This window comes from Pantoea sp. SGAir0183, from assembly GCF_043545505.1.
In genome coordinates this window covers 12,736-29,773 of record NZ_CP028058.1, presented here as the reverse complement: position 1 = coordinate 29,773, position 17,038 = coordinate 12,736, and the positions used below count along the sequence as shown (strand labels likewise).

Here is a 17,038-nt window from a genome sequence, read left to right as displayed (position 1 = left end):
TATGCTGAGTGTCACGAAAGTCGGGAATGTTGCGCAAGCCACAACCTATTATAATTCACCTGATAAGTATTATTCTCAGGATGGAGGCGATATTGGTTCTGAATGGAACGGAAAAGGAGCAGGAAATCTAGGGCTTTCAGGTAATGTTAATGATGAAAAATTCTTACAACTGCTTGATGGTAGAGTAACACCAGACATTCAGTTAGGAAGAAACGGCTCAGGTGGAGAAATTAAACATGTTCCAGCATGGGACTTTACATTCTCAGCCCCTAAGAGCGTATCAATTCTGGCTCTGGTCGGAGGCGATGAAAGAATTGTTAAAGCTCATCTTGAAGCCAACAGAAAAGCAATAGCCTATATCGAAAAGAATCATGCATTAACCAGAATTACAGAGAAGGGAGAAACTAAATACGAAAAGGTTGATAACTTAACTGCTGCTAGCTTTACGCATACAGAGTCACGTAAAAATGATCCTCAATTGCATACGCACAATGTAATTATGAATGCGGTTGTCGATAAAGATGGACAGTGGCGCAGCTTAGAGACCCTTCGAATGTATGAAGGGAAAATGATGGCAGGTCTTATTTATCGTTTTGAGCTAGCCAATCAAGTTAAACAGTTAGGGTACGACCTGGAGATTACAGATCGCGATAAAGGGTTCTTTGAAATTAAGGGCGTACCTGATTCTCTAATCGGCTCTTTATCGAAAAGAAGAAAGCAGGTTTTGGAATCTGCGAAGCAACGCGGGCTATTCGATCAAAAATCACTTGAGAAGGCGACAGTCTATAGTCGGGATTCAAAAAAAACACCCGAAAGGCAAGCATTGCTTGAAGAATGGAAAGATACAGCTATTGAGTCAGGTGCAGACCTGAAGGGAGTTATTGAGAGGGCGATTGATAACACTGCACCTAAATTGAGCGAACAGCCTCTTGCGGAAAATGTGGGGAGCAATCCGGCCAAGGCTCAAAGGCGTCAGGAAATAGAGGATGTATCTGATTGGTCAGACAATAATGATGGCGAGGAGCGGGAAACTGATTATGAGCGTGCCAATTTTGAATCACTGTATGAAGCTGCTTATCCTACGTTCACTGTAGAGAGTAAACAGGCAAACTCCGAACGTCACATTCTGACCGCGCAGTCAGAAACGCTCGTCAGTGATGTTCAGCTTGCCTACAGGGTATTGGCAGAGTCTGAAGCTGTTTTTAACGCTGAAGATCTTACAAAGGAAGTCGTGCGCCTCAGAATAGGGGAGGAGACAACTCAGGAAGATATCGAGCAGGTTTATAACGCTATGGTAGAGAGCGGCGAACTCCTTACCCGTGCGTCACGCACAAAGCCTGGCGAGCTTGCATTTACAACTCCTCATGCGTTCGAAACAGAAAGGCAGATGGTTTCTATCATGCTGAGCGGTAAGGAATCGAGGCCAGCGATTGCAGATGAGGCTGGAATCGGCACTTATATTGCTGCGTTTGAAGAGAGCAAGTCAGAAGAATATGGTTCACCATTCAAATTTTCAGAGGACCAACGTCAGGCCATCATACAAACGGCCACCAATAAGGATCTGGTTTCTGGCATTCAGGGGTTTGCAGGAACGGGCAAGACGACGCTGCTTGAATGTCTGATAGGCTATGCCAGCAAAGAGGGTTACAAGGTCAAAGGATTTGCACCCACAGGTTCAGCTAAAGACACGCTCGCAAAAGAGACCGGCATCGATGCAAAAACTGTTGATACATTCCTGTTCCAGCGTAAGAGAGACGAAGTTTCTACCGGTGAAGTGTGGATTGTGGATGAGGCATCGCTGATCAATGGTAATAACGTTTTCAAACTAATCGATGAAGCGCAGCGCAGCGGCGCGAAACTGATATTGCTTGGTGACAGCAAACAGCTTGAATCTGTTGAATGGGGTAAGGCATTCTCTGTTCTTCAGGGGTTTCGCATGCAAACCTCACATGTAACTTCGATCATTCGACAAAAAAATGCTGCCCTTCTGCAATCTGTATATCACTCGATAGATAAGAACTGGTCTGAAACGTTTGAGAAGATCAGGGATAATGTACACAAGATTGAGGAGCGTGATATCAAGGATGACTATCTTGCTTTGACTCCCGAAGAACGTGTAAAAACGCTGGTCATCATCCCTGATAACGAAGGGCGTAGCGAATTTAACCGTTCAGTTCACGATTCCAGAGTAGAAGCAGGCGAACTTTCGGCCAACGAACATTCAATTAGCATTCTTGTGAACGCCAATCTCAACACCGCCCAGCGCCGCGATGCACGTTACTTTGCGAAATCGCAGCATATTGAATTTCAGCGAGATCATGAAGAGTTTAAGGCTGGGGAGTTCTGGGAAGTGGTTTCAAAAACTAACGACACACTGGAACTTAAAAACAAAGCAGGAGAAGTTAAAACCCTGAATCCCTCAGCCTTGCCAAAAGACAGTAAATTCAGCCTGGATGTTTTTACCCAAGAAAAGATAAACGTCTCTGAAGGCGAAACCCTGCGTGTGACAAAGTCCAGAAAAAAGTTAGGGCTGGGAAACGGGGATGAGGTCACAGTAAAAGGTGTAAACGCAACAGAGGGCACTTTAACAGTAATTAAGACCGATGGTACTGAAATAGTGCTCGATACAAATAAGGCTCATAACATCGATTACAACTATGCGCAGACAGCTTTCGGAGCACAAGGCAAGACGGTTGACAGGGTAATGGGCGTGGTGGAATCGTGGCGCAGAAATCTTATCAACTTCAGGTCTATCTATGTAACGCTGAGTCGCGCGAGACACGAAGCGCACCTTTATGTGGATGATCAGGAAAAAGTCATCAAAAAACTCGGTGAGCATTTGGCCGACAAAACGACGTCATTAAGCGGTATGTCGCAAGCTGATTTGATTCGTAAAGCCACACAATTGCAGGAACAGCGCGAGAAAAAGAGTGATGTAGCTGGCCCTGATTTCAAACACCTATTTGCTGATCTTGAGTTTGTGACCCAAAAGCTCTCTCTGAAGCAAGGCGTATTCAGCCATACGGACTTACTCAAGGAAGTGCTCAAGCACACGATTGGCACCTATGATGTACACGATGTGGAGAAGGGCATAGCCATAATGAGGAATCGCGGCGATCTGGGCTTGTCGCGCATATCCGGCGAAGGCCGCAAATCGGAGCATTTTTACACGCTACCCACGAACATAAGGACAGAGGCGCAGGTTGTTCGCCATATGATTCAGGGTAAAGAGCGAATACCCGCAATAGCGGGTAAAAGCGTTGTTGAGTCATTTGTAAAAGCACGGAATGAACGTGCGGCAACCGGCGATTGTGAACCTGTAACGAAAGAGGCAGCGGTGGCGCTGACAAAGTTACTTTCTAACCGCGACGAGACCATACTTGTCCTGGGTACAGATCACAGTGGTCATAAAGACTTGATGCGCGGTGTTGGCCGCTCTCTCGCAGAAACCAGCGGCTATAAGGTGAGAATGTTCAGCACCAATACTGAAGGGGTTAACCAGTTGCGTGAAAATGTACGTGACGCTCAGAACGTCTACGCGCACGTAAGCCGCATTGAGGAGCGCATTGCGTTAAATGACAGGGTAAAGGCCAGAAAAGAGGTTTGGGTCGTCGAGAATGCTTCACAGCTAGGTTCTGACGATATGCTGAGATTACAGCAGACAGCGCGTTATGCAGGCGCTCGCATAATGCTTGTTGCAGACCGTTCAGAAAATGCCCTTTCATGGGGTAACGTACCGGCACTTCTTATGCAAAATGATGTGTCAGTAGTGAACCTCGATCAGTCCCAGCGCTCGCGCAATGCTGATATCAACCTGGCGACGGATTCGATAGCTCAGGGCAAAGTCGATGAGGCTTTAAAACACATCGACGGAATGATTGAAACGATAAATGCCGGTGATGATCACGCAGAAGGCAAAAAGGCGCGAATCCAGGCACTCGCCAATACCTACCTAAACTTGCCCAAAAATGACAGGGAAAAGACAGCCGTAGTCATTCCTGACTATTTCACAAGAAACAAAGTTGATGCCCTTATCCGCAAAGGGCTTGCAGTGGAAGGCCGTTTGAAGGGGGAAGAACTGACGACAACTCTTTACCGTAACGCTAACCTTGACCCAATGGAAAAACGCCGTGCTCAGTATTACAAAGCGGGGCAGGTTATTGAGTTTGAGAGCGCAAGGAGCGGAGCCGAAAAAGGTGAATATTTCACGGTGACGTCAGCTAATCCGCAGACGAACATGCTAACTCTCCTGTCGATTTCAACGGGAAAGGTATTAAGCCTTAACGCTGATGACATTGCAGGTAGCAGAGGTAATAGTGTCCGGGTCTATCATGTGGAAGAAAAATCAATATCAGTTGGTGAAGAAATACGGTTCAACAAAACAGCACTCAAAGAGCGTTTGATAGATGCTGATAAAAATGTTCCCACGAAGTTAACTGGAAAAGTTACAGGCATTGAAAAAAATATAATCCACCTTTCGATGCAGAACGGGCGTGAGGTCAGGCTGGATACAAATAACTTCAAGCACCTTGAATACGGCTATACAAGTAATTTCTATGACTTAAAAGATAAGCGATTTGAAAACGTAGTTACCTTGATGGAGTCAGGGAAAAAACACTTTGCTACTCAGGCAGCACTGCAAAACGTTTTGACTAAATCAACACTAAATCTCAAGATTGTGACGGACAATAAAGGCAAGTTGTTTGACAGTCTGAGGCACCAGAATGGTTTTCAGCAAATTGCTTTAGACAGTAAAAAGGTATCAATTAACAAGAACGAACTGGCGCAGTTTGATAAAACCTTTGGGCTTGGATTGTCACCCGTTAATCGTGGTTTAGCACGACTCGAAAACGCTTTCAGTCAGGCAGTTCATATGGCAAGAAATAAAGTGCTGGAGAAGGTAGCAGAGAGAAAGGTAGAAGTACCGCAACCACAGAGGCAAAAACAGAGAAGCTTGTAAAAAAAGGGCCGCATCTGCGGCCTTTATTTCGCTAAGATATTCTATAAGCTATGCGGTCATTCCTGAGCTAAGTTATCCGGTTCCAGATGCTTAATACGACGTAGTGCGCTATATAAAAAGTCGCACTCTGCCTGCTTGTTTGCAAGAAATGGCTTATGGTCAAACCACATCGTATTAGGCGGCCATCCATGCACCTTTACTACAGACCTGCCAATGACATGCAGCAATCCCCATCCTTGCGGTAAATCACTGGAACTGATGATGTGCGGTTCGCTCATAAAGAAACGCCAATCGCCCATGCCCTGCTCTGAGTTTATGCGAAAATGCTTTTTACGGTCGTTCAGGAAATCGGAACGAGAACACTTAACCTCAATGAGACATGAGCATCCGTTACGAAAACCAATGGCGTCAGGCTTTTCACCAGTTGCAACTCCAGCCTGAAAGCGATCACTAAATGCCACACTGAAACCATTGCTTCGCAAAAATCTCTCTGCTCGGAGGCAAAGAGCGTCATGAGGTCTTGCTACTTTGTTTATCACAGGTTCTGTAGAACAGGATGTATTGGTTTCTCTGCGAAGAAAGGCCATTAATAACCTCCTTAAAATTTTAATTTAATTTCACTGTTTAGTAGATCAAGTAATCGCCCCCCACTGATGATTGTTATTTTTCCCATATTGATTTTGCGAAGGCTGATGTTCTTTGGCGTTTTACCTGTATGTACAAATATGCCTTTACAGTTATTTTCCTCAAGAATGTTTGAAAATTCTTCAAGGTGGTCGTAGCGAATCTCTTTCTGATAGCGCTTTGCCTGAATGAGATACATTTCACCATTTACAAAGAAACGACCATCAATTCCACCGTCATTTGAATAACGCACGTTTCTTTTAATTGGAAATCCCTTCCTTTCCAGACACGTCATTATTAACTCTTCAAAACTATAAGGATCAATCTTACGCAAGTACCCTAACTTTTGAGGAGGTGTAAACTGGCTTATCCTTTTTAAAACATAATCTGCGGTTTTTATTTTTTTGTTATGTCTGCTTTTCTTCCTTCTAAATGCGCGAGTGATTAGATAAAGAGCAAAAAAAAAAATGATAAGATATCTGTATTCGAATGCTAATTTAACCAGGCTTGCAGGTGTCATCAAAATGAGTCCGTAGGGGGAGAAGTATTCTCTGACTCATGGGTGTTAAAATATGAGTCAGTATTAAGGCTATCTGAAGCAGGCAGGTCAGTTTCCGGTATTCCTTCGATACCCTCAGTTATCTCCTTTTCAGTCATAGACTTTCCTTCAAATTCATGTGGCATCTGGAATCTTTTGGCATCGCCCGTGCCGTTGTCACTTTTGCTGCCTGTGACCCAACGTAGGCCCACCAATACCAGCAACGCAGATACGATCAGAGCAATGCCAATGCCGAACTTACTGAGCATCTACATCGCTTCCATCATTTTGTTGCGCATGCGCAACATTTTCAGAATCACCGAGAGGAAGTGAAAACAAAACTAACACCAATGCAACTGCATGCCATACAGTCACGGCCATTAAATATACTGACGGCAAACCGGGTTTGGAGTACATGTGATCGAGCGTCAGCAGACCAGCCGTGATGAACAAAAAGAAAACGTGATAACTCTGATTGACCAAAAATACCTTCATTGCGCAATTGAGTGACCATAGCGACAGCAACGTGCCTATAGCCATCTGGTAATCAGAAAAGTGCAAATAGCCAAACAGTTTCATGACGTAAAAGATGAGGGCAGCGAAAGCGCCCAGGGCTGTGATTTTTTCATTCATCAGAAGTTACCAACGAGTTTGCCCGGAGCGCCAAGATCTCGCTGGCGAACAATATTGAAAGAGAAAGACCTTAACTGAGATTCGAAACGGTAGTTGTGCGCGCCGCCTTCGAAAGTTTCACGCAACTCACTGACCGGTAAAGATCGTAACTTGTCACTGACTTGCGCAATGAGGACGTTGTCTGTCCGTCCTTTGAGCCTGGCGAGATGCTTCTGGATAAGCCCAATGTAGATCCTTCTTGCTTGTGCCGTTTCAGTTCTGAAACCGGCGTTATAAGCACCGACTGATTCCCAGTTAACGCCATTCAAAGCAAAGTTACCGGCTAGTATCCATGCACCTGTCCTTATGCTCAGACACCCATCATTCAGGAGGGCGTCACGGGTTATGTTGTTGGCTATAAAGTGGGGCTGCTTAAGCCACCAACCGCTGATCTGCATTAAAGAGATATCGTCATAGCGGGGCGAATGCGTATTAACCGCTCTGTTATTTAAGGAGGACTCCTGTATGCCTATCGATTTAAGTACCATCGGATCGATACCGTATTCCTCTCCTGCTTTAACAAAGCATTTATCATAAGGGCTTGGCCCGTATACAGAGGTAGAAGCATTTGCGCTGAATATTGCTAATGCTGCACTGCACAAAAAAAGAGTTCTGATCATTTCGACTTATTCTCTCTTCGGTTTTGAAAAACAGAATCGATGGCAAAAGAGCAAGTTGCAGACAACATCCATGAAAGAAGCAACACGTCTGAGACGAGGGCTTTGAGGCTGTTCCGGTGAGAGGCAAAACCAACAAGAACACTTTTAAGTGCATTGCGTGGTAAGGCCGGGTCATTCGACATGTCTAAAAGCACGTTCAGACGGGTCTGGCGAACTGCTGCGGTCGTTAAAGTTCTGTTGTGAAGTTCAGGGCTTAAATCAACCGGAACGCTGTACTCACCTTTACCAATAATTACATTAGCGCTGCCAGAAATATTGGCTGGTAGTTGATTTATTACTTTTCCCACATTCAGGTTAATTACCTCTTGATTCAGTGAAGTATCATTAATGTTGGTCTTGTGCAGAGATTTTTCGATGGATTCATACAGAATTGCGGTATCTAAGTCCGTTAAGCAGTCATAGATGCGGTCAGGGCCGACAGCTAAAGTCAAGGTTACAGCAAATGCTCCAGGCACCACTAAGCCATGCTTGACGGCAAGACAAAGCGATTTCTTGAAATCAATCGCAGAGATCACGAATGCATCCTTAACAATTTCATTATTGTGTCTTGGGCTTATGATTAATTCACATGATACAATATAGTATCATAAAGGAAAATTAATTTAGCTTGGATTGAGGCATTTGATTTTTTATGCCATGATGCTCAAGGAAATTAAACAAAACATGCAATGGGGTTGCGATTGACCAGAGAAGAACATAGATCCAGCGAGGAGGTATCGCTGACGCTTAGCTTGCTGACCGTCACCAAACCGCAACTTATCAGGCAGATTGTCAGTCACATCGTTAATGATGTTCCAGCAACTGCTCTCGCGGGCAACCTCAATTGCGCTCAGATATATCGCGGAAAAAAGAAATTTATACAGCTCAGGGATAAGGTAGCCACGCTGTCTGAGTCTTACTCACGCCTTTTTGCTGTTAAGGCAGATAACGTAGAGGGGGCAGCTTTTCCTGTCATACTCAACGTCGATAAAGCAGATCTTGAGAAAGGGCTCCTCTGGAAAAGCGTGAAGAATGGCTCTGCATACAAAACGTCTGAACTCTGTTTCTTCACGCTTTCTGACGACGAATACGTACCTTTCTCAATTATCTGATGGCTGACAATATGAAAAACTCTGGACAAAAAACAACCGAGGAAATTTGCTCATATTTGGGTAATTTGTCACGCCGTCGCCAGGTATTTCGTTCACTTTCAATGATGCAGCTAAAAGCGTTAATCACTGATGCACAGAACGTACTGGCTGACCGTGACCAGGAAGAAAAACGACTAGAAGAACAGGAAGCAGTTAAACAGGCCAAGATCAAACAGACCCTGGAACAGCTTAAGCAGGATGGCGTGTCTGCTAATGATTTGACACCGTTTCTCAGGAAAAAGAAGCCATCAAAAGGGCCGGTGCGGTGCTACCTTATCGAAGGGGAGCACATTGTTTACAAGGGTGCAGGCCGAATGCCAGCCAAGCTCAAGGCGCTTGAGGAGCGTGTCGGGCGAGAAGGGCTGAAAGCTTATGAAACAGAAGAGCAGCCATCCAGCGACGATTAAAACTCAAACCGTTTATTTGACGGCCACGGCAGAAGCCGTGGTTTTTTTTACACCGACCGCGATACCCATTCATCAGGATGCAGTGTTATCCTTGTGTACCCTCTAAGCCCAACCCCAATTGTATTTTTATTTATTTTTTCTACCCCAAGCACTTCGTAAATCTGACTTATTTGCAGATGGCCGGGTTTAAGCCAGTGCCCCTTCACGATATCTGAGGCTCTTATACGATAAAAAGTGCCATCCTCCCCGCTAACCGGATTATGTGCGTGGATCAGAACGGGATTTTTACAACCGGGGCAAAGCCAGTCATCCTGAACCTGTTCCCGAGTATAACTTTCCACACTGCAATCTGTGCATGAATAGGACTCACCAGGCAACTTTGTTGCAAATCTTCCTTCATAACTCATTGATTTATTCCCTTTTAAATTTCCACATATCAGCAGTATAGGACATGTTCATGAAATGTTTCAGACATATTTCAGCCTACTGTTATTCCAGTGAACCGGTAATGGTCTGATCTCTTAACGCACGTACAGCGAGTTCGCTATCCCAGGAAAAAGACACCCTGTTTTGTGCGCCGATATCCATAGCAAACAAGCGTGTGTATTTCGCAGTGCTACTGAGATACTTATGCCCGAGATATGTCTGCAACGTTTTCTCATGAACCCTGTTAAGAAGCAGATGTATTGCAAATGAATGGCGGAATGTGTGTGGGGTGATGTGAATGGTAAAAGTGACACCGTCACCCGAAGCAAGGACAATTGCTTCCTTCAGCCACCGCGCGACCGTATCAGGTGACTCCGGCCAAAGTGGTTTACTGACAGGAACCTGGAAGGTTGCAAGGTATTGTCGCATCATCCTGACATAATCTTTATCGAGTAATGGTACAACACGTTTCACGCTGTCTCCGCGAGAAGGCCGCCCAGGCTTGCGACTGCGCTGCTTGAGAGTGCGGATTATGACGTGGGGCCGTGGCCCGTCAAGTACGAAGCTTGCAGGCGTCAGAGCCAGCGCTTCATTGGGACGCGCACCAGTGTTCCAGAGAGTCTGGAAATGTGCCAGGCGCCGCATGTCATGCATGTAGCTAAACAGCACAGAAACTTCTGGTGCAAGCAGATACATGATCGGGTCGGTCAGATTTTGTGCCATTCGCCGCATAGCAGCGGCGATCTCCCACTCCCTCAATGACTCAGTTTGAATCAGGGGCGCTGTAGCGAAATGTGCGGCTGGTAAATTCTGCAAGATTCTCCCCCTGTATTTTTTTCAGAATGGGCGTAGCGTTGCCTACGTCATTTCATGCTGTGTTGCGCATGCGCAACACCTGTGGGTGTTATTGTGCCGCAGAGGCTGTGCGTAAGCACCCGAAGAAATTATTTTCTGTCGATCAGGCTGTGCGGAAGTAACTATGCTGTACAGGCTAATTCCGCACAAATAAATGCCGGTAAGAGTTGCTTTCGGAGGTTCATAATTACAAAAAAAGCAACATATGGTAGTCGTGAGTGGAAGGTTGGCACTAAATGTTGTGCAGAGCGGGAAGGGGCAGGGCGTGCGGAAGAAAACCACTTCTTCCGCAAGGGTGAATAAACAGTGTGGAGTGACGAGACGTAATTAATCCTCGTCTTCCTCCCATATACCACGGGGCTTGGATATCTGCTCATCGTGGCAGAAAAGGCAGACGTAACGATTGCGCTTGCGATTGTATTGCACAGTTTCAAGCGCAGACTCGATAAATTTTCCGTCAAAATTCCAGCTTTTTTTCATGACTGATACACATTTCTTGCAATAGAAACTTTCTTTCTTATTTTCATCTTCAGGATGGTTTTTAGTATAACCAAAATATTCACGCGCTGATTCTTCGGAGCATGCCGAAATAGCGGCAGAAAACTCGTAGTGAGTCTGAAGCATTTCCCACACAATACCAGAGAATTCTTCCTCATCTTCCTGGTGATAGCTGATGCCGCCAGAGGAATGCGCCGCTTTATATTGATACCTGTGCCAAATCCAGTGCGCAGCATCAGAATTAAGATTAATATGAGCAAAAACGACTGAAGTGAAAATTAATTCGGGTGATATGTCCGTTTTCATATCAACCGTATGCATAAATCTGTTCCTGAGAATACGCATATCTCTGAACCAGTCGGTAAATTTAACCGGGAATTTTACGGGGGAAAATGTGTCGTGAACTTTTATGAGATCCTGCGCATCAAGCGTATGAAATTCAGAGAACGAAATATTTCCATCACTATCTGCCTTTGGCGTATTACGGGTTGCATTCACTATAAGAAGATAGGGGGAAATATCAACAATAAGACCTTTAATTCTGAATTCCACCGATTGAAGTATTAAGGTGAATGCAGTAATTAATTTGGGGCGCGCAAATAACCAGTAGTGTTCGAGGTTTCTGATTTCATCGTCGGTGAAATGTTCTGATTCGCTGTAAAATCCGTTCCAGATATCTATCTCTCTGTATTCATATGCCAAATCAGCAATTTTTTCCCACGCTTCATTGACCATATGGTCAGCCATAGAATAAAAATCAATTTTCGTAGGAATATCTGTAATCACGTTTAAAACTCCCAAATTAAGAACATGTGAAGTTTTGGTGAAAAATTAAATGGTATCCAACTACGATTGTTCATCATAATAAGGAGTATCAAAAATATTAACGGACAGATCAACAGTATGCCCTGACAGGCCAGAAATCTTTTCCAGTAGAGCCTCTGGCGTATCGCGGTCGAACTCAACGTAATAACCGACAAGCATGCCATCATTAGTCGTCTGTTCATGAACCTCAAACAAGCCTTGGATTTCATCCAGTTCATCATATTTGAGATTTATAGCATGGGCTATCAGGCGCGTGCGCATGGTTTCATCTTCAGGGTCGTGAGTTTCGCGTGGCAGGGCGGTTAATTCTGCCTTTACTATGCCCTTATCCTTCCAGTTACGCAGATACCCTGACCACAGGTTTGCGCGAAGATTTGAATCTTCATTAAAACGTTTGACTTCCCAGTGGATCACTTCTCGTTTACCGCTGTTATAGTAGAGCGCAACTTCAGCATGCCCACTGGCGATGAAGGCTGCTTTAAATTCTTTATCATCTTCAGGGCAAAATGAGAGTTCGGGCTTGGTATGGCTGTTCCCTTCGGCAAAGTTCAGAAGTCGCGATATGACCTGCTCAGGGGTGTCAAAGCCCGTGGCGTGCTGTTCCAGACGCTTGTAAACTGCATCAGAAAGAGTAATCTGCGGCATCATGAATATCTCCATAAATGATAGTAATATTATCATATATGATAAAATCAATGAGTCAAGCACAGATGCTTTACTGGATGGCAATCGATGGCCTGGCTTGTTACCATCCTTAAGAAGAAGTACAAAAATAATGTCAGTACACAGCGCAGACTAACAAGACTACTATCATTACAAAGCAAGGGCTAGAGTATGAGTGTTAAACAAAATAAACAAAACAAAGATGCTTGGTTCAACTCAGTGGTTATGAATGCAATTTACTTCCTGAACAGTTCGGTGAGCAATCTTGATGCTTCACCAAGAGCGGCAATTATAGAGTTGTATACCGCAATTGAGCTAATTTTCAAAGCAAGACTCATGAAAGAGCACTGGTCTCTTGTTATCACGAAACCAGAAAGTGCTAATCTGACGAAATTTGAAAATGGAGATTTCAAGTCTGTATATTTGTCAGAGTCTGAACAGCGACTTAAAAATATCTGCAATGAAAGTTTTAAAACTGAGGCAATGAATAACTTCAAAGCATTGGGAGAACACAGAAATCAGATTGTTCATTTCGCCCATACTGATTTTAATGGTTCTAATCAGAAGTTAATAATTGAACACTGGTCTTCGTGGTTTTATCTGAGAGACCTGTTGATAAATCAGTGGTCTCCAATTTTTAAAGACTTTACAGCGCAATTCGACGTGCTTCATGAAAATATTTTGAAGCGTAAAGAGTTCTTGCAAGCAAAGTTTGATGAAATTAAAAGCGACATCAATTTAAGAAAATCCAATGGAGATGTTTTCAAGACCTGTACATCATGTGGTCTGAATAGTGCGGTCATCACGCATAGTCATTTTTGGGGAGATGATTTTTATTGTCTTGTTTGTGAGGTCAAAGATAACTTCCCTAAAGAAATTAACACTGAAATACCGTGTGAAAAATGCAGTTCGCCACTCGCGTATTTCCTCAATGCCTCACATGAATGTAAGGTATGTCAGCATATCTGCACTGATGAATATGCTCTCTCCAAATACACTGAAATATATCGAGCTGATTTTGAGGAGGGTGATGATTCCGTAGACGACGTATATCCGGTCGCTTATTGTCATAGCTGCGAATCCGATACTCCTTCTGTAGTTGAAGTTGATAACCTCTCCGTTTGCGTTTTCTGCGAAGAACGAGGGTGGACCATAATGCATTGTGATCGCTGTGGTCACTACGTCACAGGAGATCCCAAAATGATTGAGTATATCGGTTGCTATGTTTGCGAAGACGAGGCCAGACAGGAAATTTTGGCAGAGGTGGCTGCCTTCCAGCCTCAATGATAAAGAAAGATGCTAAATGTCTGCGGAAGAATACCGCTTTCTCCGCACAAATCGACACTTTTAAAGAAGACTTTTCTTGCTTGTGAAAATCCCTACCAAAGTAGCCGTCACAGACATTACAAATCCAGAAACGGGTGAATGCCATGTGAGGATAGCAGCACCATCACTCGGGTAGTAAAAGTTAAAGATGAGTGACATCGGGCAGAACATACAAATCATCATACATAATGGTCGCATGTCACTCCGGGGCCGCATGATCATTAACAGTAAACTGCATAACCAAATGCCAGCAATTGTTAACAGTAATTGTTTTTCTTGCATCAATAATCACTCTTGGTTAAAAATTACTTACACGTATAAATCGATAGCATCGATAATTCAATTGAAACAACGTACTAATATTTACCATTGCTATCACCTATTCATCTTTCAGTATGCACATACCTATCCTCTCTAATCAGAAGGGTTTACATAACTTGTGAATATCTCAAGCGTCTTTTCAAGGTCAATATCATCAATCATTCGATGTAATATGTCGGTCCATCTGACTTTGCAACCAATTTTTTCTTCCAACTTTAAAGCAATGATTTCTAGTTTCGTTTTTTCAACCATCGACACAGCAAAAGTTGTTCTACTTCGTTGCTGATTGTTATTTGATTCAACTGTGTTGAGGAACTGTCTTTTTTCACCAAGAATTTCTTCAACAGAGACGCCTAAAGAATTAGCGATTTTGACTACGGTTGTTGAGTCACTAGTAGTCTTTGAACCGGCTTCCATGCGTGATAATTGCCTTGCTGAAAGACCAGAAAGCTCTGATAGTTTCTTCAAGGAAACACGTTCTGCCTTTTTGGCCGTGTTTGTCACTTCCCCAGAATCACTCATTTATTAGCCTCCCTTCTATACAAATTAAGCTTAGCTCTCACCGTAGCCATGTTGATAAATTGTTGATATTTAACATAATTATGATTATGCGTAGTAGTCGTAGATTCATATGCATCAGAAAAATTCGACTTTGCAACGTACCTGCCTTGCAGGTTTTAAAGCTTTATCGTTGTCAGATGAAACTGGTATTATCAAAGCTATTAATTGTCCATTCGTTTTAGCCTCGTATGCAAATCCATTGATGCACTGTTGAGTAAGATATATTTCTTTATTTTTTTGACTGGATGATGCTAAATATTTTTCTTTAATAAGAGAAGTTAATTTTTCATTCATCGCTATCTCTATTGCGTTGATTTTTTTATTTACATCATCTGGTAGAGGTTCATTTTGAGCATGCAGGATAAATGAGTCACGACGATCTTGCTCTATTGTTTGTTCATGAAGATAGTCATAGGTATCACATATCCAGTGAGTTAGATAAATTGACAGCACCATTACTAAAGCTAACTCTAAACAACTTCGTACTTTTTTAGGCAATTCAGCCATTCTCTCAAAGATGTCCTTCACGCTCCCCTCCAATTAGGCATAGTCTGAAATGCTGCTCTTATGCATGAGTTTATCCGTTTTTTGTTGTTAGTGATACTAAAATGTATCATAATGAGAACGTGATGTTTTGTCAGTCTGTCCAAAAAGTCCCAAAAAAAGTGTGATTGGCTGTACGATCATACAAAAGAACGTGTTCTTTACTGACGCGGTTGAATGCTTTGGCATATAAGCACTTTGATTGCTTATAAATTATTTCAGTGATTATATTTCAGGAACAAAAATGACAAGAGAAGATTGGCTTTTCAGGTTGAGAAAAATAAATAGGATCGACACGCTGGAGAAGGTTATCGATAAAAATAAATATGAACTTTCAGAAAGTGAATTATCAGTCTTTTACTCCGCATCTGACCACCGCTTAGCTGAGCTTACAGTTGGTAAATTATTCGATAAAGTTCCAGCGAGCGTCTGGAAACTGGTTCAATAGAGTTTTATGGAAAGTCAGATTTAGGAGATACTGACATGCGGGAATCAGATAAAAAAATTGATAATATTTGCTCGTCGGCTCTCTGCATTTCATGGGGGGTAATCTTTCCATTTATTTACAAACACCTTACCCGTAAGTCGCCTGATTCTCTAGGTCCGAATCTTGCCGATATTTTTTTACCCTTAGTTTATTTATGGAGTTGCATCGCCATTGGATATGGCTCTTTTCTGATTTACACTCTAATCAAAGAGCACATGCAATCGGGTAAGAAGGATAGTAGAGAGTGAGGTGCATAACCCTGTCAGTGAGCCTTGAATGACTGGAAGAACGCTCATGGCCCGTAGCAGTGACGGCTACACTTTCACGATCACATCATACGATAAAGGTTATCGCCTGTCAGTTTGTCCAGAAAACCGCTACAACGGTACTCAGAGTTTCGACGGGTGGTTTCCCCGCTTCTATACGCGTCCTCAGTCTGCCAAGTCTGCCCTCACCCGTTTCCTTGGTGAGTCTTTAGTATGGGTAGATTTGTAAAAAAGTAAATTACTTTGACATGATTACGTAGTGCAGAACATCTGCCTTAAGGGATTAAATCGGGGGATGGCCGGGACAACGGTACAGTTTATAAACCCCGGTAAGGGAAAGATGTGCTGCCCCGGCCACGTTCATTTTGTCCATAGTATCTTGCACATGTCCATTTTTTATTGCTGTGCCGGTTGGCCGCAGAGCAAGCAAAGGATTATGCGGTCTGTTCGCTATAACTTTAATTTCAATTAGTAAACTATTTTATGTTGGATATTTCTTGAAATTTGCCTGCCATCTTTTACAGGCGTCATTTAGTTGTATACTCAGTAATGAGTAATAACTAATGGAGGTTTTATGAAAGAAGCAATGATGAATGATCCTATCATGTTCTGGCAGTCAGTCGCTGTATTGACCGTTCTTGTAGTTCTAACTATCAGAAATGCAGTAGTACCACGTTCAAAAAAATAATTTAAGTTTGCGCAAAGTTTAATTGAGTTTTAAAGAAAAGCCCCTCGATGAGGGGCTTTTTTCATTACTGTCCTGATACCGGGACTGCTGTTGCGGAAGAATACTGAGCTTCAGGTTCGTTAAGATACTGCCTTATGCCTTCAACTATTTCCGAGTCATCATCGACATGTGCAAAGATAAGACAACCTACCCCTACCCCTGCCATTATTGCTCCTTTGCGATCATCATCTTTGCCAGACAAGATGATTGCGGCAAACGGTAAGCGTGTTTTCTTATCTATCAACACGGCTTCAGCGACAAGGCGATGCATTTCTTGCTGGAAATTGGCGTTTTTACTGAGTCCTGGTGAGTAAACGAGAGAACTAAATGGCTGCTGTGTGCAAACATAAAACTGGTCTGAGAAATGTTTATAACAAATTTCTCCCAGCTTTAGGCTATTGGCTTGCTTAAGTAGCGGCTGAATATCTTGAGGCTTTCTCATCAATTTCTTGGGCCTGTAGATACTGAGATAGTAAAACAGGGCAGCCAATAAGATCCCGCCAATTAGATTAACTTCAAATTGTGTCAT

The 17,038-nt window shown here is 43.2% G+C and carries 18 protein-coding genes; 5 read left to right on the top strand and 13 right to left on the bottom strand.

All coding sequences use genetic code 11. The features are described from left to right. Position 1: 1 nt before the first annotated feature. Positions 2–4,960: a MobF family relaxase gene (mobF, locus tag C1N59_RS22060; protein WP_394522087.1), complete on the top strand. Its 4,959-nt coding sequence runs from the start codon at positions 2–4 to the stop codon at positions 4,958–4,960. A 56-nt stretch (positions 4,961–5,016) separates the two neighbouring features. Here the strand turns inward: mobF and C1N59_RS22055 are convergent, their stop codons facing one another. From C1N59_RS22055 to C1N59_RS22030, 6 genes are read right to left on the bottom strand one after another with little or no spacing between them, the layout of a single operon-like run. Further along, positions 5,017–5,547 carry a hypothetical protein gene (locus C1N59_RS22055; protein ID WP_394522086.1) on the bottom strand — a complete coding sequence of 177 codons (531 nt, stop codon included), beginning with the start codon at positions 5,545–5,547 and terminating at the stop codon, positions 5,017–5,019. An 11-nt stretch (positions 5,548–5,558) separates the two neighbouring features. Continuing rightward, on the bottom strand, positions 5,559–6,104 hold the full coding sequence (locus C1N59_RS22050; protein ID WP_394522085.1) for a restriction endonuclease: 546 nt from the start codon (positions 6,102–6,104) through the stop codon (positions 5,559–5,561). Then, on the bottom strand, positions 6,104–6,391 hold the full coding sequence (locus C1N59_RS22045; RefSeq protein ID WP_394522084.1) for a hypothetical protein: 288 nt from the start codon (positions 6,389–6,391) through the stop codon (positions 6,104–6,106). The genes C1N59_RS22050 and C1N59_RS22045 overlap by 1 nt, the downstream gene beginning before the upstream one ends. After that, positions 6,381–6,755, bottom strand: a complete 375-nt coding sequence (locus C1N59_RS22040) for a hypothetical protein (RefSeq protein WP_394522083.1) — start codon at positions 6,753–6,755, stop codon at positions 6,381–6,383. Before C1N59_RS22040 ends, C1N59_RS22045 begins: the two co-directional genes overlap by 11 nt. Next, positions 6,755–7,414, bottom strand: a complete 660-nt coding sequence (locus C1N59_RS22035; RefSeq protein ID WP_394522082.1) for a lytic transglycosylase domain-containing protein — start codon at positions 7,412–7,414, stop codon at positions 6,755–6,757. The genes C1N59_RS22040 and C1N59_RS22035 overlap by 1 nt, the downstream gene beginning before the upstream one ends. Further along, the gene (locus tag C1N59_RS22030) at positions 7,411–7,989 is read right to left on the bottom strand and encodes a hypothetical protein (RefSeq protein WP_394522081.1); all 579 of its coding nucleotides are present in this window, start codon (positions 7,987–7,989) and stop codon (positions 7,411–7,413) included. Before C1N59_RS22030 ends, C1N59_RS22035 begins: the two co-directional genes overlap by 4 nt. Before the next feature lie 165 nt (positions 7,990–8,154). Between C1N59_RS22030 and C1N59_RS22025 the strand changes: the two genes are divergently transcribed. Both C1N59_RS22025 and C1N59_RS22020 read left to right on the top strand, forming a co-directional pair. Then, positions 8,155–8,565, top strand: coding sequence for a hypothetical protein (locus tag C1N59_RS22025; RefSeq protein WP_394522080.1), 411 nt, complete (start codon positions 8,155–8,157; stop codon positions 8,563–8,565). Between the two features lie 11 nt (positions 8,566–8,576). Further along, complete coding sequence (locus tag C1N59_RS22020) at positions 8,577–9,011, top strand: H-NS family histone-like protein (protein ID WP_394522079.1); 435 nt, start codon at positions 8,577–8,579, stop codon at positions 9,009–9,011. Between the two features lie 47 nt (positions 9,012–9,058). Here C1N59_RS22020 and C1N59_RS22015 read toward each other — a convergent pair whose 3' ends face one another. The 4 genes from C1N59_RS22015 to C1N59_RS22000 all read right to left on the bottom strand — a co-directional run bounded on the left by C1N59_RS22015 (position 9,059) and on the right by C1N59_RS22000 (position 12,263). Then, positions 9,059–9,418: a hypothetical protein gene (locus C1N59_RS22015; RefSeq protein ID WP_394522078.1), complete on the bottom strand. Its 360-nt coding sequence runs from the start codon at positions 9,416–9,418 to the stop codon at positions 9,059–9,061. 82 nt (positions 9,419–9,500) lie between these two features. Then, positions 9,501–10,253 carry a tyrosine-type recombinase/integrase gene (locus C1N59_RS22010; protein WP_394522077.1) on the bottom strand — a complete coding sequence of 251 codons (753 nt, stop codon included), beginning with the start codon at positions 10,251–10,253 and terminating at the stop codon, positions 9,501–9,503. Positions 10,254–10,619: 366 nt separating this feature from the next. Next, positions 10,620–11,576: a hypothetical protein gene (locus tag C1N59_RS22005; protein ID WP_394551322.1), complete on the bottom strand. Its 957-nt coding sequence runs from the start codon at positions 11,574–11,576 to the stop codon at positions 10,620–10,622. A gap of 60 nt (positions 11,577–11,636) precedes the next feature. Next, a complete protein-coding gene (locus tag C1N59_RS22000; protein WP_394522074.1) occupies positions 11,637–12,263 on the bottom strand; it encodes a hypothetical protein in 627 nt (208 codons plus the stop codon). Positions 12,264–12,449: 186 nt separating this feature from the next. Here C1N59_RS22000 and C1N59_RS21995 point away from each other — a divergent pair, with 186 nt between their 5' ends. Beyond that, positions 12,450–13,565, top strand: a complete 1,116-nt coding sequence (locus C1N59_RS21995; RefSeq protein WP_394522073.1) for a hypothetical protein — start codon at positions 12,450–12,452, stop codon at positions 13,563–13,565. Positions 13,566–14,018: 453 nt separating this feature from the next. On the opposite strand, the gene C1N59_RS21990 is transcribed toward C1N59_RS21995, so the two are convergent. Together C1N59_RS21990 and C1N59_RS21985 are read right to left on the bottom strand one after the other, a co-directional pair. Further along, complete coding sequence (locus C1N59_RS21990; RefSeq protein ID WP_394551320.1) at positions 14,019–14,447, bottom strand: helix-turn-helix domain-containing protein; 429 nt, start codon at positions 14,445–14,447, stop codon at positions 14,019–14,021. A gap of 114 nt (positions 14,448–14,561) precedes the next feature. Next, positions 14,562–14,993, bottom strand: coding sequence for a hypothetical protein (locus tag C1N59_RS21985; RefSeq protein ID WP_394522071.1), 432 nt, complete (start codon positions 14,991–14,993; stop codon positions 14,562–14,564). 280 nt (positions 14,994–15,273) lie between these two features. Here C1N59_RS21985 and hha point away from each other — a divergent pair, with 280 nt between their 5' ends. Then, the gene (gene hha / locus C1N59_RS21980) at positions 15,274–15,477 is read left to right on the top strand and encodes a hemolysin expression modulator Hha (protein ID WP_394522070.1); all 204 of its coding nucleotides are present in this window, start codon (positions 15,274–15,276) and stop codon (positions 15,475–15,477) included. A 1,057-nt stretch (positions 15,478–16,534) separates the two neighbouring features. On the opposite strand, the gene C1N59_RS21975 is transcribed toward hha, so the two are convergent. Further along, a complete protein-coding gene (locus tag C1N59_RS21975; protein ID WP_394522069.1) occupies positions 16,535–17,038 on the bottom strand; it encodes a hypothetical protein in 504 nt (167 codons plus the stop codon).